The following is a 19,221-nucleotide window of genomic DNA, read 5'->3' as shown; positions in this document are numbered from 1 at the left end:
CGGCGTTCCTTATTACTACCCATGTACTTTGGGCATAAAGGTATGCCCCAGGGCGTTCTTTTTAGTATTATAAAAGGAAATTCCAAAAAATTCAAGCAAAACAAAGGGGACTGCCGTGCAGCCCCCTTATCTTCATGTATGATTATAATGAAACAACCACATTAGCCCTGGCATTCTCAGGCATATTCTCCGCATCTATGGAAACACTGAGAACAAAGGTTACGTGATACTTTTCACCGATTTTTTCCAAAGTTGCAATGGTTTCAGATATATCTTCCCCTTCAAGGCAGGCCAGCTTTAGAAAGCTGTCAAAGAACATCATCTCTAAGTCATGATCTTGAGATATAATACCACAGATAAAACCTATAAATCCTTCGCTTGATGTAATCGGATACTCATTGACATTAATGAGGCGGATCTTGTTGCTTAATTCGTACATGTGCTTGGAACTTTTGTCCAGGTAGGCAATAGAACCTGATGATTCTTTAACAATGGAATTAGCTCTGTCTAACAGATGTTTTGTTTTTCCCTTACCCTTTTTTCCTGCTATTATCTGCACCATAGCAATCTCCTCCTTGCGTTATATAATTTGTATAAAAAGTCTATTCGGATTAATATAATTATAGTACAAATCCATAAGAAAGGCAATGACTATTCTACAATTTTATTCAATATATTTGTCATATTATCGTAAAGGCCTGCATGATTCGGTGCCTTTAAAACAACGGTAATATATTCCCGCTTAGAGGAATCCGAGCTTCCCATGATCAGGCAGCTTCCGGCCGCCTTTGTCGTACCTGTTTTTCCGCCCAGGACGGTAAGTCCTTCCGGCATCTGGCGCTCTCCTGTCATATACCAGTTGGTGCCTTTCCAGGTTGCATTTACTGATTTTCCCGCGCCATCCTGATAGGTGGTGGTGTACTCAGTTGTACCAACAATCTTGCGAAAATCGGGATACTTTAAAGCTTCATTAAAGATTAAATACAGGTCATAAGCTGTGGTGTAGTGATTATCATCGCTTAATCCGTGGGGATTAAGGAAATGAGTGCCTGTAGCTCCAATCTTCAACGCTTCATCATTCATCATCTGTGAAAACTGGTCTATCCCTCCGGCCATATGGGTTGCAATGGCAGCCCCGGCATCATTTCCGGATGGGAGCATAAGACCATATAAAAGCTGTTCCATAGTCAGCTTATCTCCTGGCTTTATCCCACATAAAGTAGCCCCGGCTTCCGTAATGACAGCATCCTTGGTCACCGTGACTTCATCTGTTAAATTTCCGTATTTTAAGGCTATAAGAGCTGTCATGGTTTTTGTGATGCTTGCAGGATACAAACGCTCAAAAGGATTCTTTGCAAACAGGACTTTCTTATCCGTTAAGTCAAAGACTGCGGCAGCTTCGGCAGTGACCGCATTGTCCTGGCTGGAAGGATCCTCTGAAACGATACAGAGATCATGAGCAAAGGGTTCTGCTCTGCCAGATACTGCACTGGACTGGTAAAGGGTGGTTCTTTCCGAATACACATAAGGATTATCCAGGCCCTTCAGACCGGCGCAGCCTGTCAGAAATACGGTACATAAGGCAATGCAGCCTGATTTTACAAAAACTCTTTTTTTCACGGAATCTACCTCTGTTATTTGTACATCTCTCGCCATTCCATGTCACCACGCTCCAGAGACTTGATCAAAAGTTCTGCGGTAGCCAGATTGGTTGCAAGAGGAATGTTGTGCATATCACAGGTGCTCATGATGTTTACGATATCCGGTTCATGGGACTTGGGTGTAAGAGGATCCCTTAAAAAGATAACCAGATCGATCTCATTGTGTTCAATCTGGGATCCCAACTGCTGCTCCCCGCCCAGATGTCCTGCCAGATATTTATGAACATTTAAGTTTGTTACCTCTTCGATCAGACGTCCGGTGGTTCCGGTAGCATATAACATGTGTTTACTTAAAATTCCCCTGTAGGCAATGCAGAAGTTCTGCATAAGTTTTTTCTTTGAATCGTGTGCAACTAGTCCTATATTCATGACGATATACCTCCTTATTAATTACCGATTTTGCGCTGCAGTCCAACATTCAGCACCAGTCCCATACCCATAAAGATGCTGATGAGCGAACTGACTCCCGAGCTGATAAAGGGGAGAGGAAGGCCTGTATTGGGAAATATCTGCGTTGCCACGGCGATATTGGCAAAGGCCTGGAAGCCGATTAAAGCTGCCATGCCGGTACAAATCAGTTTTCCTGACATATCTTTGGTTTTGGATGCCAAATAAAGGCATTCAAATACAACCAGACCAATAAGAACAATGACGATAACGCTGCCTCGAAATCCCATTTCTTCGCCGATAATGGCGAAAATAAAGTCGGTTTCCCCGGCTGATAAGAAGTTTCCATCTTTCACCGATGCAATGGTTGTATTAAAAAGTCCTTTCCCTTGAAGCTGTCCGGAACTGATTGCCATAATTGAATTTTTTTGCTGATACAGATTCTCCGCATACTGCTCTGCATGGGGATAAATCCATGCAAGGATCCGCCGCGCCTGATAATCGTGTATAAAAGGGATCAGTCCTTTGGTCAGCAGAAATATGAAAAGCGCTCCTGCCGGTATAGCAACGGCAAGGACGCCCCCGATCCAGCGGTAACTGATTCCTGCGGAAAATACCATACACAGGATAATAATGGAAACCACAAGGCTGGTGGATAAATTCGGCTCTGCAAAAATAAGACCGATGGGTATGGCCGCAAGCAAAGCGGCAAGCCCTATCATAATCGGCGTGTTCAGCCTTTCCTGGTATTTGTTCCAATACCAGGAAAAGAACACGATTAAACCGATTTTTACGAATTCAGACGGCTGTATCCGTCCGATACCAGGAATATTAATCCATCTGGTGGCTCCTCCAGCCGTATGTCCCATAACAAGAACAGCTCCCAGCAAAATAATGCAGCCCGCATAAATCAGAGCATAAAGCTTGATAATTCTATGATAGTCTATGATGGAAAGCCCAATAGCCAGGGCAAATCCCACCATTACGCCGATAATCTGTTTTGTCACTGTACTGGAATCCTGGTTGGAGGCGCTGGCCACCACAAGAACCCCGATAACGGACAGCGACAGCATGTACAAAACTAACCGGTAATTATAGTATTTAAAATTGTAATCAGAAAACATAATTAGTATATCCCCTTATCAGGTACGTCGCGAATAGGGATGTTTGCATAAAGAACCGGAATAAAGCGTTCGCAATCCGGCTGTTTAAGCTTCTTCATCTGTATCTCTATTCTGTCGGAATCTATATCCATGTATCTTGAAACAACACGGACCATATCGTCTTTTATCATCTGCATGATCTCAGGAGAACAATCAGCCTTGTCCGCAACCAGCAAAAGTTTCAGACGATTTCTTGCAATTTCTCCTGAATTCTTCTTGCGGAATACAGGAAACAGGCTCATATCACACCCTCCTATGCTCTCTTTAAGAGATGGGAGAGTTTAAAGAACAGGCCTTCACGTACTGCTGGGTTTTGAAGCGGTACGTTTTCCCCGGTAATCCGCCTGCAGATATCCATATAGGCCTGTCCGGCCGGGGTTCCCATACCAACGAGAGGTTCTCCCTGGTTTGTGGAAATGACGATGTCCTCGTCATCCGGCACAGCACCGATAATATCAACGGCAAGGATGTCCATGACATCGTCCAGAGACATCATGTCTCCCCTTTTTACCATATCCGCACGGATCCGGTTTACGATGAGTTCAATGGCTCCCATGTCAGCGGCATCTAAAAGCCCGATGATCCGGTCTGCATCCCGGATTGCGGAAACCTCCGGAGTTGTAACAACAATGGCTCTGTCAGCGCCTGCAATGGCGTTTTGAAAGCCTTGTTCAATACCTGCGGGACAATCCAGAAGGATGTAATCAAACTCTTCTCTTAAATCATCAACCAGCTTTACCATTTGTTCTGGAGTGACTGCAGTCTTGTCCCTGGTCTGGGCTGAAGGAAGTAAAAATAAGTTCGGGTATCTTTTGTCTTTTATCAGGGCCTGCTTCATACGGCAGTTGCCCTCTACCACGTCTACTAGATTGTAGACAATGCGGTTTTCCAGACCCATAACAACGTCCAGGTTCCGAAGTCCTATATCTGTATCGATCAGAACTACTTTTTTACCCAGAATCGCAAGTCCGGTTCCAACATTAGCAGAGGTTGTTGTCTTGCCTACCCCGCCTTTTCCAGAAGTGATTACGATAATCTCGCTCATACCATATCCTCCTGATTTTTAGGGATAACTTCCTTTTTATATTCTACCTTAGTTTTTGGAATATTTCCACACTTTTTTTCATTGGTTTAATTATGACCTTGTTATTTTCCATATAAGCCTTCATAGGACCTCTTCCCAGGCGCTTTCCTCTTCCGTCAAGGCCTGAGGTGTAATCTGCGATGCGCAGCTGGATTGGAGCCATATCCAGGGCAGTAATGAGCGCTCCCCGGTTTCCTGCTACACCTGCACATACTGTTCCTGAAAGTTTTCCAAGAACGATCACATTGCCCTTTGCCAAAACCTTCGCACCTTTGCATACATCACCGATGATCACAATGCTGGCTTCGGATTCCAAAGTCTCTCCGCTTTGTAGATTGCCTTTGAAGAACTGCCCTGTCTGGCAGGACAGCTCCATGAGTTTCTCGTTCAGTGCTTTTTCGCAGCGCTCCATACGGTTTATATCCGTATCAACCAGACAGATGATCTCCACATTGGAGTTTTCCGTGATCTGGTTGATGATTGCGAACTCTTCCTCGGAATTCAGTTCCCGCCCTTCCAGGGTCAGGGTCATTTGTGCGGATCCCCAGAATTTCGCATGATCCCCGAATTTTTTCCCAATATCAGATAGAAGCTGAGGGAAGGGGGTGTCTGGGTCCAGGATGACAGTCATACCTGCTCTGTTGCTTTTAATTACTACGGTATTATGCATCATATCACCTCTTATCCTAGTTAATCGCGAATGTTGACCTTCGCTGCATCCAGGGCACCGGCATTTATAATGGATTCTAAGTCCGTATAGCCGTAATAATACTTATAGACGTTCTTCGCAATATTGGCGGCGTTGGATGATGAATAGCCATACGGAATATTCACGGTAACACAGATTTCCGGATTGTCATATGGCGCATAAGAAATAAAGAAAGCGTGATTGGGCTTGTTGCGGGCCTCCTGTGCAGTACCGGTTTTAGCGGCAATTTCCACTTCAAGATCGGTAAATAACCTTTTACTTGAACCGTTTGCAATCACTTCTCTCATCCCCTGTTGTACAGTATCCCACGTTGAAGCCGCCGCGTCAATATGAGAAGAAATCTTAGGGGTATAATCTTGTATCAGATTACCTTCAGAATCGGTTGTCTTGTCCAATAAGCTGAGTTCAAATACAGTTCCCCGGTTTGCTATGGCAGACACGTATCTGGAAAGCTGGACATTGGTGTAAGCATGGCTTCCCTGTCCCATGGCAGAACGCTCTGGCGCTTCCTTTGAAATCTGTGGATCAAGCTCTGCGATCTCTACCCCGGACTTATGATCCAGTCCGAACATGGTTGCATATTTCCGCAAAACTTCAAGTCCCTGGTCAGGAGAATATACTCCGTTTGCATCCATTGACAAGCGGTGCCCCAGATCGGCAAAGAGATAGTTACAGGAATTCCCAATTCCTCCCACAATGTTCAGAGGACCATGCTGGCCTGGATAAATCCAGCACTTAATGGGCGGTTCTACATCCGTATAAATACCGGTACAGGTAATGGTTTCATCCATTGTGACGACATGCTCTTCCAGAGCTGCTACTGCAGTGATGGGTTTAAAGGTGGAACCAGGCGCTTTTCTTGTCTGGGTCGCATTGTTGTATAACGGAAGGGACATGTCCGCCTGCAGCTGGCTGAAATAGGTTCCGTCGCCAATCCTGTTGTTGTCATATCCAGGATAGGAAACCAAAGCAAGCACTTCTCCTGTTTTGTCGTTTGTAACCACTACTCCTGCATTACATGGGGATAATGCCAGCTGGGCAGGAGTGATCTCCAATGATGACAGCTTTTTTATCAGAAAGGTGTAAGCATCACCAGTTGCCCTTAAATCTGCGGCATCCTGACCGTTGTCTGTTAAAACACCCTGATCATATAAAGCAAGGCATAGCTCCTGCCCTGTAATGACATCGTCATTTATCAGATACCGGTATATTTTTTTCGTAAAGTTCCGGTCATCCTTAAGCTTGTCCAGAGCATATGCCACAAGGGCTTCAAAGGTGTCATCCGCATTTGAATATTTGGAACTGGTCCCCAGCTTGGTAGTGTCTACCCAGCCATTGGCAATTCCATAATACAGATAGTCTCTTAAACTGATTTCATCCGCTTTCCACGCCTGATATTCCCCGCTGGAGGTATCTATGGCATCTTCCTTAATAATTCCCACGGTAGGACCGGAAAGATAAGTATATATATAAAACATATAGGCTTTTAAGTCTTCTGAAAGATCCTTCATAGGCGTGGCGTGGGCGCTCATCAGCTCATTGTTTAAATTGGTAAAGATCTGCTGCTGGGAAGACATATATTTCCGGTATATGTTTTTTTCGGTTTCAGAGGCGTCCTCACCTTCCATTTCCTTCAGGGAAAGGACATTGTTGTTGATCAGCTGGTAGTAGGCATCCTTAACAGGTATCTTCATATTGGAGCCATCGGTGGATCCGTTTGTATTGAAATCGCCATTTACAATGGTCTTAATGAGAACTCCGGCTAAAGATTGTTCAATCAGATGGTAAATGCCCTTTTGAAGATCTGCATCCAGGGTTAAATACACATCATTTCCTGCGGAAGCATCGGTTTCATCTTTTGTTTCCCGTACTCGTCCCACACTGTCCTTGTAAATCGTTTTTTTCCCTTTTGTCCCCTGAAGCTCATGCTCCATGGTATATTCAATTCCAGTCCGTCCTACGATGTCATTGATGTCGTAATCGTCTTTCCTCTTTTGAAGGCCCTCTAACTGGTCCTCCGGGACCTTTCCGGTATAGCCGATGACCGGAGCTAAGGAAATGCTGTCGTTATAAGCGCGGATTGTGGTTTCCTCCACATTCACTCCCTGCATTTCACCGATATGCTCCAAAATATCCGCTACGGTTTCATCGGATACCTGACTGGCAACCGTAGTGGCTTCGTATTTTCGGTAGGACATGAGGCGAAGGGCGTATTTGATATTGATGATATCAAGGGCCTCCTGGTCTGTCAGGGGAACTGGCTTTCCATCCTGATCTTTCATATCGGTAAGGCCATTGTCCTTGCAGGCCTTCTCAAACAGCTCCCTTGCGTTTATATTAGAGGGATAGGCACCTTTTTCATCATCTAGGTCTTCCACCTTTTTCAGACCATAATAATCCCGCAGAAAGCGTTTTCTGGAGGACTCGGAGGAGGAAGTGTATACGATGTCGCCGTTGGTATCAATAGCAACTTCAAATTTTCCCTGTATGGTTTCCCCGTGCTTTTCAAGAATCTGTACCAACCTTAAATACATGTTATTTCTGGCGTTTGCATTCTTGTACGCTCCGGTATCCTGTACGGTAACGGAATAAGCCAGTTTGTTATAAGCCAGGACTTTGCCGTTCCGATCATAGATATTGCCTCTTGTTCCGGCGGTTGTAATGGTCTGTTCCGTAAGCTGCAGGTATTCGTTAAGGGCTTCTTCTCCATTAACGATCTGCATGTTAAAAAGTTTATTAATTAATCCGGCATACATGAAAAAACAAATGATTCCAAGTATAAAAAGCCGAGAAGATATGGTTTTTTTCAAAAAATCCTTTATAATGTCAAACAAATCACTAAACAATTGCCGAATCACCTCTTTTTCCTATCTCTTCCAAGTGCCGGTTCAAAATCAGGAATACCCGATAAAGAAGCAGGGTCGTTACAACGGTAAAAATGATTTCCGGAAGCATCAGATTGATAAAATAATACCCAACCCTGATTTTCTGACGAATCAGGAACCGGAAAACATAAATATACAGATTGTAAGCCAATTCGTTCAGTACACTTAGGATCAAGGGCAGCGTAATGTAATCTTCATAATAATATTTCGTACAGATTCCGTTGATATAACCTACATAGATAAAAATCAGGGTGTAAAAGCCAAAAGGCCCGCTGTAAAATAAATCCATGAGTAGCCCGGCCAAAAGCCCGTAATACATCCCTGCCTCTTTTCCATGCATGAAGCCGAAGGAAAAGGTGAGGATTAAGAGCAGGTTGGGAGAAGCCGATAAAAACGGCAGCAACGGAAAAAGGCAATTTTGTATCGTAAATGCAAGAATTATCATCAGCACATTAAAAAGTATCCGTCTCATATTACTCCTTTCCTCTTTCCTGTCCAAGCCTTCTGGCAATAAAGGTATACCCGAAGGGTGTTTCCTCTTTCCTGTCCAAGCCTTCTGGCAATAAAGGTATACCCGAAGGGTGTTTCCTCTTTCCTGTCAAAGCCTTTTGGACATAAAGGTATGCCCGAAGGTTATTTTTTCTTATTGAGAAGCGCTTTCCGATGTTTCTGTTTCAGAGGAATTCGTCTCCTGGGGAGCGGTCTCCTCCGTAGAAGAATCTTCTTCCTTCATCATATCAGCTTTCAGTTTTGTGATAACCAGAACCTCCTGCAGGCTGTCAAACTTTGCTGCCGGAATTAAATACCCTGATTTGGTAACGTTATTGGTATCATTGGTAATGCCGGAGGCATAACCAACCAGGATGCCGGGCAGGAATACGGAACTGATGTTGGATGTTACGATCTTATCTCCGTCTTTTACATCGCTTTCCTTTAACACGTTGGTGATCCGGAGCCTTCCCTCTTTAAACAGGGTCAAGTCACCGGCAACGATGCAGCTGTTTCCGGATTGCATGGCCATGCCGCTCACACGGCTGGAATCATCAATAATAGAGCGGACGGTTGCATAATTCGCCCCCACATCCGTGACAATGCCCACCAGACCGCCTCCGGCCACAACATTCATATCCGGGGCAATCCCATCCTTTGAGCCTTTATCGATTCGGAATATCTGAAACCAGTTGCTTGAGTCATTGGCAATGACCCTGGCTCCCACCTTTGTATATTGACTATAATCCTGATCCAGGCTGTAAAGCTGGCGAAGCCGTTTTAACTCAAATTCTTCCGCCTGAAGTCTGGTGTTTTCCTCGGTCAGCTGGGTGATAATTTCCTTCATCTCTTTATTTTCGTTCAGTGCGTCATGAAGCTTTGTATAATCAATAATTTCATCATAAATGGCCGAACCAACCGCATTGACACCCGATTGCACCGGAATCAGAAAATATCCTACCCCGGTCCTAAGGGGCGTAAGCCATTCGTCATGAATGGAGGTCAACCCGATCAACAGGACACAAAATACCGTTAAGGCAATTAGAACATATTTGCTGCGCTTTGATTCCATCTATAAGATTCCCCGTTCCTTCAAACTGATATAGGAATTATCTCCTATGATAATATGGTCCAATAACCGGATGCCAACCAGATCTCCTGCTTCTTTTACCCTGCGGGTGAAGCTTAAATCTTCCCTGCTGGGAGACGGATCTCCGCTTGGATGATTATGAACCAGTACCAGACTTACGGCATGATATTTCATGGCCTCAATGAAAATCTCCCTGGGAGAAACAGCGGATGTATTCACTGTTCCCTGAGAGATCATAATGTCCCTTATCAGGGCTCCTTTTGTATTCAGGAGCACGATATAAACCAGCTCCTGTTCTTTATGGCGCATATCCTCCACAAAGTAATTAACAATATCAAGGGGATTACGGAATGACATCCCATCGGAGCGTGCGGTTCTTTTCCAGATACGTCTGGAAAGCTCTCCCACGCATAAAAGCTGGGCGCCCTTTACGGTTCCGATTCCCTTAACCTGCATAAGTTCCGGCATTGAAAGATGCAAAAGCCCTAAAATACCCTCTTTGGGATAATTTAAGGCCAGTATCTTCTGTGCCAGCGTCAGGGAATTATTCTCCCTGGAACCTGTGCGGATGATAATAGATAAAAGCTCCGCATCGCTTAAGCCTTCCGGGCCTTCCTTTAAACACTTTTCATAGGGCCGTTCATCCGCAGGAATGTCTTTCATCGTTATTCGTTTCATATGCCTCCTGACCGTTACTCTCCAGGTACGTTAAAAAGGACATATGTAGGGCAGAGCGGATATTGGCAATCATTTCGCTCCTTGATCTCAGCGTGCCCCGCTTCATCGGGCATGAACGCATGCGTTCAGATTAACCGATATGTAATGAGGGCTGCTGCTACTCCTATAATGCCAGCCATGGTAATTTTAATGTTAATACCAAAGGTTATTACCAATATGCCGAGATTGACGATCAGCGGGGTATCAAATCCAAAGGATTGTCCTGCGTTCAGCCAGGACAGCCAGGAAATTCCCCGGGTCAGATCTCCGACAAAGCCTCCGAGAACTACGCCGGCCAGCATAAGAAGAAGCAGTACCCAGCAGTTTTTGTATTTCATCTGCTTTACTACCCCTTTTGGTTTTATGACAGGATTGTCCATACCTATCAAATTATTCTAACATAGTTTTGCAGTTGTGTATACCGTTTTTTATAATTTGCCTTCAAGGGAAAAGTGCAAGGACTTGTTCTTCCATTGGCCAGTAAGCACGATTGTGAAAAATTTATTATTTAAAACGGATCAGACCTGCTTCCAAGAGCTTTTGTACCGACATTAAAATCCCCAGCTTTGCATGGTACCAGGTAAGACCGCCCTGGAAGTAAACCGCATAAGGCGGTTTGATGGGACCATCCGCGCTCAGCTCAATGGATGAACCTTGTACAAAAGCACCTGCTGCCATGATGACAGGGGCATCATAACCCGGCATATCCCAAGGTTCCGGTGTGACAAAGCTGTCAACTGGAGCGGCCGCCTGAATCCCCTGGCAAAAGGCAATGACTCCTTCCGGTTTCCCGAAGGTAACGGCCTGTATGATATCATGGCGGGACTGGGTACCGTCAGGTACCACAGAAAAGCCCAGCTTTTCATAGACATTGGCGGCAAATACAGCTCCCTTTAAGGCCCCTGCCACTACGGTAGGAGATAAAAATAATCCCTGAAAAAAGGACTGGTTAAGACCCAGAGTGGCCCCAACTTCCTTTCCAAGGCCAGGTGCAGTCAGCCGGTAGGAAGCACGGTCAATGCAGTCTGCCCGTCCCGCAATGTAGCCGCCGATGGGAGCAATGCCTCCTCCTGGATTCTTTATGAGAGAGCCTACCACCATATCGGCTCCCACGTCAGACGGTTCAATCTTTTCAACAAATTCCCCGTAGCAGTTGTCAACCATACAGATCACATCAGGCTTTATCTTCTTCACGAAGGATATCAACTCGCCGATCTGGGATACAGAAAAGGTAGGACGGGTATCGTATCCTTTGGAACGTTGGATAGTTACCAGCTTTGTTTTTTCATTCACCGCTTTTTCAATGGATTCGTAGTCAAAGGTCCCATCGGCAAGAAGGTCCACCTGCCGGTATACAACTCCGTATTCTTTTAAAGAACCTACACTGTCCCTGATGCCGATCACTTCCTCCAGGGTATCATAGGGCTTTCCCACAGGTGAGAGAAGTTCATCCCCTGGGCGGAGATTCCCGGAAAGGGCTACGGTCAGGGCATGGGTGCCGCTGATCAGGTTCGGTCTTACGAGAGCGCTTTCCGTATGGAATACACTGGCATAAACTGCTTCCAAGGTATCACGGCCTAAGTCGTTGTAACCATAGCCCGTGGTTGCCGCAAAATGGATGTCACTGACCCGGTTTTCCTGCATGGCTTTAATGACCTTCATCTGATTATATTCGGCCGTTTCATCGATTTCTCGAAAGCGCTCCTTTAAAGCTTCTTCGATTTCTTTCCCGAAATCCATTACCTGTCTGCTGACCCCCAGGCTTTCGTACATTTCATTTATTTCCATTGTTTATTATTCTCCAATTCGTACATCTCATTTATGTCCTGCAACATTTTTATAAGCACCTGATCCAGGTCATTGTTAAAATCCGGAAGATCCAGCCATCTTACATCACGTTCCCGTTTAAACCAGGTGATCTGCCGTTTTGCAAAATGCCTGGTATCCCGCTTTAAAACATAAATAGCCTCTTCCAGTGTATATATCCCCTGTAAATAATCCAGGATTTCCTTATACCCAAGGCCCTGCATAGAAACCATGTCCCTGGTTAAGCCCATATCCTTTAAGTGCATTACCTCTTCCACAAGCCCCTGCTCAAGCATTAAGTCCACACGCCGGTCAATTCGTTCATAGAGGCGGTCCCGGTCAGTATTTACTACATAATAGAGGAAATCATAAGGAGACTTCTTTTGTCTTTCCCGTTTGTTGTGCTCTGAGATCCGTTCACCGGTCTGCCGGTAATATTCAATTGCCCGGATTACCCGTTTCATATTATTTTCATGGATCTCGTCTGCGGAATCCGGATCAATGTCCCGAAGAAGATTATGGAGAAACTCTGCTCCCCTCTCCTGGCCCAATTTTTCCAGTTCCATACGTATGAAGGTGTCTCCTCCATTTTCCGTAAAGTCAATATCATAAAGAAGGGCCTGGATATAAAAACCGGTTCCGCCGGCCACAATGGGTATATGACCGTGGGAATAAATCTCTTCCACGGCCTCCTTCGCCATCTTCTGAAAAACTGTCACATTAAATTCCTCTTCCGGGTCAAGAACATTGATCAGGTAATGAGGAACTCCGTCCATTTCTTCCTTTTTGATCTTTGCAGAACCGATATCCATATGGCGGTATACCTGCATGGAATCAGCGCTTATAATTTCTCCCCCAATTGCCTTCGCAAGCCGGACCGACAAAGCGGTCTTTCCCACTGCCGTCGGCCCGGTAATAATAATCAGCGGTCTCATCATACGATCCTCTTAAATTTCTTCTCTAACTCATATTTGCTCATGGAAATGATCGTTGGCCTTCCGTGAGGGCAGGCATAAGGATTTTCCAGGCTTAATAGCTGGTCAATAAGCTCGTTGGCTTCCGCTGCTGATAAGCGATGCCCTCCTTTTACCGCTGCCTTACAGGATAAGGATGCAACCCGTTCATAAATCATATCCGGGTTATGGGAAGAGCCATCCTCTGATAACCCATCGATCATCTCAATCAGAAGTTCTTTCTTGGCAATGGAAAAAAGGTTGGCAGGAACTCCTCTGACCGCATATTCCTTGCCGCCAAAAGGTTCAATTTCAAAGCCCATATCTGAAAAATACTTTAAATGGCATTTTAATAAAACTTCTTCATTCTGGTTTAAAGTCAGAATAATGGGAGGGCTAACCATCTGGGAAATGTATTCCCTATTCTTAAGTGTTCCCATGGTTTTTTCATATAAAACCTTTTCATGGGCAGCATGTTGATCAATTATAAAAAGCTGTTCATTAAATTCAACCAGCCAGTAAGTATCAAACAGCTGTCCAATGAGCTTATGCATGGACCGGGCCTTTGGCTCCAGAAGTTTTCCGTCAAACAAATCCAGCTGTTCCGGTCCCTTTTCTTTCTTGGGCACCTCATCTTTTGATGGAGCTTCCGGCAGTTTTTCTAAGGCTGGAGTCTGAGGTTTTATCCAGTTGTCCGCCAGATCATCCCTTTCCTTTACAAAGGAAGGCTGGGGCGGAGTTAATCTTTTAGGAAAAGCATAGGCCGTAACTTTCTTTTCTTCTGCAGCCGCCTGCTGCTCCATAGCCATAAGCCTGCGTCTTTCAAAAGGCTCTGGGCTGGGCTCATGTCTTTTTTCGGAAAAGTACTGTTTTACCTCTTCCTTTTTCTCTAACTCCACCTCAGGGATCAGTTCTTTGTGGGCCAAAGCGCTTGATACTGCCTGATACACCATGTGATAGACCATTTCCCCATCCCGGAACCGAAGCTCCATCTTGGTGGGGTGGACATTTACATCAAGCATCTCCGATTCTATGGAGAAATGAAGCATGGTAAAGGGATATTTATGCTGCATCATAAATGGACGGTAGGCTTCTTCTATAGCTCTGGAAATAATGCTGCTTTTGATATACCTGCCATTGATGAAATAGTTTTCATAATTCCGGTTGCCTCTGGCGATCACCGGCTTTCCGATGTAGCCATGAATGGAAACCTGAGGCTTATTCACCGTAACCTCCAGAAGGTTTGATGCGATTTCCCGGCCAAATACCGTGTATACAATATCCTTTAAGTTGTGGTTTCCGGAGGTGTGAAGCTTGTTCTGATTGTTCTGGATAAAGCGGATGGATACTTCCGGATGAGACAGCGCCAGCTTTTCCACAAGCTCAGCCACATGAGCACCTTCCGTGGAAGGAGTTTTTAAAAACTTCTTCCTGGCCGGAGTATTGTAAAATAAGTTTCTGGCGATAAAGGTGGTTCCTTCAGGTGCTCCGATCTCTTCCAGGGACCGTTCTTCACCACCCTCAATCTGAAACCTGGTACCGGTAAGTCCGACGCTGGTCTTGGTAATCAGCTCCACCTGAGAGACAGCGGCGATACTTGCAAGAGCTTCTCCCCGAAATCCAAGAGAGGAAATGGTAAAGAGATCCTCTACGGATTTGATCTTGCTTGTAGAATGACGCAGAAATGCCAGAGGTACTTCCTCTTTGGGAATTCCGCAGCCATTGTCGGTCACCCGGATAAAGGAGGTTCCCCCTTCTTTGATCTCCACGGTAACTGCGGTGGATTTAGCATCAATGGCATTTTCCAAGAGCTCCTTAACAACGGAGGCCGGACGTTCGATGACCTCTCCTGCCGCTATTTTGTTGATGGTATTCTGATCCAATACGGTTATATTCGGCATGGCACCTGCTCCTTTCTACTTTTTTGCCCACGCTTTTGGGGCATAAAGGTATGCCCGCAGGCTGTTATTCTACTGCCAACGGTTCTTTAGTTTTGTCTGCAGGCGGTACAGGGTATTGAGCGCGTCAATGGGAGTCATGTTGCCCAGCTCTAAATCGCCCAATTCCTTGATGATATCATCATCCTTTACGGTATCAAAGAGAGACATCTGCTGTAAATCCACCTCGTCGGGCTTTGGAACAGCCTTTCTCTGGGTAATATTGGAGTTGATCTCGGCAATCTCTCTGGCTTTGGCTGTGATGTCCGCATCTCTTAATTCTTCCAGCAGCTCTTTGGCCCTGGCAATAACGGTGTCCGGGACGCCGGCCAGCTTAGCTACCTGTATGCCGTAGCTCTTATCAGCCCCGCCCTTTATGATCTTTCTTAAGAAAACAATATCATCGCCCTGTTCTTTTACTGCGATGCAGTAATTATTCACCCCGCTCATGGTTCCTTCCAGTTCGGTCAGCTCATGATAGTGGGTCGCAAACAGGGTTTTTGCTCCCAGGATTTTCGGATTGCTGATGTGTTCTACCACAGCCCAGGCAATGCTGAGTCCGTCAAAGGTGCTGGTGCCGCGGCCGATTTCATCTAAGACAATCAGACTGTTTTTCGTAGCGTTCCGAAGGATATTGGCTACCTCCGTCATCTCCACCATGAAGGTACTCTGGCCGGAAGCCAGATCATCGGATGCACCCACCCGGGTGAAAATCCGGTCGCAGATTCCAATGCTTGCTTCCTCTGCTGGAACAAAGCTTCCGATCTGGGCCATAAGGACAATTAACGCAGTCTGGCGCATATAGGTAGACTTTCCTGCCATGTTTGGGCCGGTGATAATGGAAACCCGGTTTTTCCCATTGTCCAGATAGGTATCATTAGAAACAAACAGATCATCCCGCATCATTTTTTCCACTACCGGATGGCGACCGTTTTTAATGTCGATCAGTCCCTTTTCATTAACCTGAGGCTTTACATAGTTGTTCCTTGTGGCAACAGAGGATAAGGAGGCCAAAACATCGATCCCTGCTATGGCCCTGGCAGTCTTTTGAATCCGGAGAACCTGATCCGCCACCGAATCCCGGACCTGACAAAATAAACTGTATTCCAGAGAAAACAGCTTGTCCTCAGCTCCCAGTATCACATTTTCAAGTTCCTTTAACTCGTCGGTGGTGTAACGTTCTGCATTGGCAAGCGTCTGTTTACGAATAAAGTAATCGGGTACAAGATCCTTAAAGGAATTGGTCACTTCAAAATAATAGCCGAATACCTTATTGAATTTTACCTTCAGGTTCTTGATTCCTGTTTTTTCTTTTTCCCGTAATTCCAACTCAGCAAGCCAGTTTTTACCCTCTGTTTTGGCACTTCTCAGCTTGTCGGCTTCTTCATGAAAGCCGTCCTTAATAATTCCGCCGTCTCTTAAGGTGATGGGCGGATCGTCGATAATGGCACGGTCAATCAATTCCCTGACATCCTCTAAGGGATCCAGTTCCCCCCACAAGTCCGTGAGCATATCACTGGTGAATTCCGCCAAAAGATTCTTGATGTGCGGAAGCATCTCCAGGGAGCTTTTAAATGCGATCATATCTCTTGGATTGGCTGTCTTATAACTGATTCGTCCGATCAGACGTTCCAGGTCATAAATCGGATTCAAATATTCACAGATCTCTTCCCTTGATATGAAATTCATATTCAGCTCTTCAATGGCATTCTGGCGTTTTATGATCTCTGATTTATGGATTAAAGGCTGCTCTATGTAGGTGCGCAGCATTCTGGCGCCCATGGCTGTTTTCGTCCGGTCCAGAACCCAGAGAAGGCTTCCACGCTTCTGCTTTTCCCTTAAGGTCTCTAAAAGCTCCAGATTCCGCCTGGTAGAAGTATCAATAATCATGAATTGCCCGGTGGAATAAGGGGTAATGGTTGTTATATGGGAAAGGCTGTTTTTCTGGGTCTCGTACATGTACTCCATAACTGCCCCGGCAGCTATGACTCCGGTGTCATAATCTTCCAGCCCGAGTCCTGTGAGTGCGCCTACCTTGAAGTGTTCTTTTAGAATTTTCCGGCAGACTTCATCGGAAAAGAAATGATGATCCAGAGATGAAATAACCGCTTGGTGACGGTTCTTTATTTCTTCTACATCCACTCCCGAAACATAAAATGCTTCGTTGCAGATGATTTCGGAGGGGGTAAACTTATTGATCTCATCCATAAGTTCCCGCTCTGACTCTACCTCTGTTACAAGAAAATCGCCGGTACTGATATCCGCAACTGCGACCCCAAAGGTTTCGCCGATATAGACGATTCCCATCAGGTAGTTATTTTTTGTTTCATCAAGAGCCTGTGCACTTGTGATGGTTCCAGGTGTTACCACACGGATAACCTCCCGCTTTACCAATCCTTTGGCAAGCCTGGGGTCTTCCATCTGCTCGGCAATGGCAACTTTAAAACCTTTCTGGACAAGACGGTTTAAATATGTATCAACGGCATGATAAGGAACGCCGCACATAGGCGCCCGTTCCTCCAGTCCGCATTCTTTTCCGGTTAAGGTAATTTCCAACTCTCTTGATACGGTAACCGCATCATCAAAAAACATTTCGTAAAAGTCCCCCAGTCTGTAAAACAGGATACAGTCCGGGTACTCCTTCTTTGTTTCCATGTAATGGGTCATCATTGGTGACAGTCCAGCCATGCTCTTTCACTTCCTTTTTCTTCTGTTTATGGTCTTAAAGTTCCCATGTAGTAAAATCCTCTGGATTCATCCAGATATACGTCCACGATTTTTCCAATAAGAGAAGAATCCCCTTTAAAATGAACAGTAGTGTTATTGCTCAAGCGGCCGGTTAAAAGACCTTCCTCATGATCATTCACCTCTTCTGCCAGTACCTTCTGAACGGTATGTTCCTCTCTTCCACAGACCTCGGAAGAGATTTTCTGGACTTCAGCCAGCAGACGGTCAAAGCGGTTCTTTACCACGTCTTCCGGTACCTGCTCTTCCATCTTGGCCGCCGGTGTACCGGTACGCTTGGAGTAGATAAAGGTAAAGGCGCTGTCAAAACGTACCTTTTTCACCACTTCAAGGGTTTCGTTAAAATCTTCTTCCGTCTCTCCGGGGAAACCTACAATGATGTCTGTAGTCAGTGAAATATCCGGCATGGCTGTCCGGATTTTTTCTACAAGCTCCAGATACTGTTCCTTGGTGTATTTCCGGTTCATAACCTTTAAAATACGGCTGCTGCCTGACTGAAGGGGCAGGTGAAGATGAGTGCAAACCTTTTTTGAATTTTTCATGGCTTCGATCAGATCGTCTGACAAATCCTTTGGATGGGAAGTCATAAAACGTATCCGCTCCAGGCCTTCCACCTGATCGATCTGAGTCAGAAGCTCTGCAAAGCTTACGGGTGTTTTCAGGTTTTTTCCATAGGAGTTAACATTCTGTCCCAAAAGCATAATTTCCACAACACCGTCATCTACGAGCTGTTTTACCTCTTCCAGAATGTCTTTTGGACTGCGGCTCCGCTCCCTGCCGCGCACATAGGGCACGATGCAGTAGCTGCAGAAATTATTGCAGCCAAACATAATATTAACGCCGGACTTAAAGGGATACTTCCGGTCCGTTGGGAGATCCTCCACAATCCGGTCCGTTCCTTCCCAGATGTCTACAACCATCTTTTTTTCTTCCAGGCGTTCATACATAAGCTCAGCCAGTTTAAAAATGTTGTGAGTTCCGAATATAATATCCACAAAGCGGTAGCTCTTTTTAATCTTAGCAACTACTTTTTCTTCCTGCATCATGCAGCCGCATAGAGCGATCATCATATGAGGATTTTTCTTTTTTATACTGTTTAAATATCCAAGACGTCCGTAGACTCTGTCATTGGCATTTTCTCTGACTGTACAGGTATTATATAGAACAAAGTCTGCTTCCTCCGTATCGGTTTCCACAAAGCCGATTGCTTCTAAAATTCCCTGAAGCTTTTCGGAATCCCTAGAGTTCATCTGGCAACCGAAGGTAGCGATGTGAAAGGTAAATTGTTCTTTCCCTGATGATTCCTTTAATTTATCCAGAATATCCCGGTAACGTTCTATAAAGTAGTACTGTCTTGCCGGCTCTTCCTTTGGTGCCTGGCTGAGGGTTTCCTCATAAGTCATATTTATATAATCCATTTGTATAACCTCTTGATTTTTATTCGGTTTTCCCATTATATCATAAATATTTTTTATTGCAAATATCAAAATCGGCTTTTCCGTTGGAAACACCCTTCATATGAGCAGTAATCTACCTGATTAATTTCAATTGCTTTCTTTTGTTGGGTAATGGGGCAAAAAGGACAGGGTTGAATG

Annotated in this window: 17 protein-coding genes; all 17 read right to left on the bottom strand. The window is 45.2% G+C overall.

Annotation, left to right across the window (positions count from 1 at the left end; all coding sequences use genetic code 11):
- Positions 1-142 precede the first annotated feature (142 nt).
- Positions 143-562, bottom strand: a complete 420-nt coding sequence (locus tag H171_RS07910; protein ID WP_038284331.1) for a hypothetical protein — start codon at positions 560-562, stop codon at positions 143-145.
- 89 nt (positions 563-651) lie between these two features.
- On the bottom strand, positions 652-1,656 hold the full coding sequence (locus tag H171_RS07905; protein ID WP_100304640.1) for a D-alanyl-D-alanine carboxypeptidase family protein: 1,005 nt from the start codon (positions 1,654-1,656) through the stop codon (positions 652-654).
- Positions 1,635-2,030, bottom strand: coding sequence for a methylglyoxal synthase (gene mgsA / locus H171_RS07900; RefSeq protein WP_025233147.1), 396 nt, complete (start codon positions 2,028-2,030; stop codon positions 1,635-1,637). The genes H171_RS07905 and mgsA overlap by 22 nt, the downstream gene beginning before the upstream one ends.
- A gap of 17 nt (positions 2,031-2,047) precedes the next feature.
- The gene (locus tag H171_RS07895; protein WP_100304639.1) at positions 2,048-3,172 is read right to left on the bottom strand and encodes an FtsW/RodA/SpoVE family cell cycle protein; all 1,125 of its coding nucleotides are present in this window, start codon (positions 3,170-3,172) and stop codon (positions 2,048-2,050) included.
- Between the two features lie 2 nt (positions 3,173-3,174).
- Entirely contained in the window at positions 3,175-3,453 is a 279-nt protein-coding gene (gene minE, locus H171_RS07890) for a cell division topological specificity factor MinE (protein ID WP_100304638.1), read from the bottom strand.
- Positions 3,454-3,464: 11 nt separating this feature from the next.
- Positions 3,465-4,256 carry a septum site-determining protein MinD gene (gene minD / locus H171_RS07885; RefSeq protein WP_038284319.1) on the bottom strand — a complete coding sequence of 264 codons (792 nt, stop codon included), beginning with the start codon at positions 4,254-4,256 and terminating at the stop codon, positions 3,465-3,467.
- Between the two features lie 43 nt (positions 4,257-4,299).
- Entirely contained in the window at positions 4,300-4,965 is a 666-nt protein-coding gene (locus tag H171_RS07880) for a septum site-determining protein MinC (protein WP_100304637.1), read from the bottom strand.
- A gap of 20 nt (positions 4,966-4,985) precedes the next feature.
- On the bottom strand, positions 4,986-7,850 hold the full coding sequence (locus H171_RS07875) for a penicillin-binding transpeptidase domain-containing protein (protein WP_100304636.1): 2,865 nt from the start codon (positions 7,848-7,850) through the stop codon (positions 4,986-4,988).
- Positions 7,843-8,361: a rod shape-determining protein MreD gene (gene mreD / locus H171_RS07870; protein WP_054790760.1), complete on the bottom strand. Its 519-nt coding sequence runs from the start codon at positions 8,359-8,361 to the stop codon at positions 7,843-7,845. Before mreD ends, H171_RS07875 begins: the two co-directional genes overlap by 8 nt.
- Before the next feature lie 171 nt (positions 8,362-8,532).
- The gene (mreC, locus tag H171_RS07865) at positions 8,533-9,450 is read right to left on the bottom strand and encodes a rod shape-determining protein MreC (protein ID WP_100304635.1); all 918 of its coding nucleotides are present in this window, start codon (positions 9,448-9,450) and stop codon (positions 8,533-8,535) included.
- Positions 9,451-10,146 (bottom strand): RadC family protein, encoded by a 696-nt coding sequence (gene radC, locus H171_RS07860; RefSeq protein ID WP_100304634.1) that lies wholly within the window; start codon positions 10,144-10,146, stop codon positions 9,451-9,453. It abuts the gene before it with no gap.
- Between the two features lie 125 nt (positions 10,147-10,271).
- Positions 10,272-10,523, bottom strand: coding sequence for a DUF4321 domain-containing protein (locus H171_RS07855; RefSeq protein WP_025233156.1), 252 nt, complete (start codon positions 10,521-10,523; stop codon positions 10,272-10,274).
- A gap of 166 nt (positions 10,524-10,689) precedes the next feature.
- Positions 10,690-11,973, bottom strand: a complete 1,284-nt coding sequence (locus H171_RS07850) for a methionine gamma-lyase family protein (protein WP_100304633.1) — start codon at positions 11,971-11,973, stop codon at positions 10,690-10,692.
- Positions 11,964-12,929 carry a tRNA (adenosine(37)-N6)-dimethylallyltransferase MiaA gene (gene miaA, locus H171_RS07845; RefSeq protein WP_166433598.1) on the bottom strand — a complete coding sequence of 322 codons (966 nt, stop codon included), beginning with the start codon at positions 12,927-12,929 and terminating at the stop codon, positions 11,964-11,966. The genes H171_RS07850 and miaA overlap by 10 nt, the downstream gene beginning before the upstream one ends.
- A complete protein-coding gene (gene mutL, locus H171_RS07840) occupies positions 12,926-14,845 on the bottom strand; it encodes a DNA mismatch repair endonuclease MutL (RefSeq protein ID WP_100304631.1) in 1,920 nt (639 codons plus the stop codon). Before mutL ends, miaA begins: the two co-directional genes overlap by 4 nt.
- Before the next feature lie 69 nt (positions 14,846-14,914).
- Positions 14,915-17,569 (bottom strand): DNA mismatch repair protein MutS, encoded by a 2,655-nt coding sequence (mutS, locus tag H171_RS07835; RefSeq protein WP_100304630.1) that lies wholly within the window; start codon positions 17,567-17,569, stop codon positions 14,915-14,917.
- A 26-nt stretch (positions 17,570-17,595) separates the two neighbouring features.
- Complete coding sequence (miaB, locus tag H171_RS07830) at positions 17,596-19,044, bottom strand: tRNA (N6-isopentenyl adenosine(37)-C2)-methylthiotransferase MiaB (protein ID WP_100304629.1); 1,449 nt, start codon at positions 19,042-19,044, stop codon at positions 17,596-17,598.
- Between the last annotated feature and the right edge of the window lie 177 nt (positions 19,045-19,221).

It is taken from the genome of [Clostridium] celerecrescens 18A (assembly GCF_002797975.1).
Lineage (GTDB): Bacteria > Bacillota > Clostridia > Lachnospirales > Lachnospiraceae > Lacrimispora > Lacrimispora celerecrescens.
Note: the sequence above shows the minus strand (reverse complement) of the source record. Positions and strands in the feature narration are given on the sequence as shown.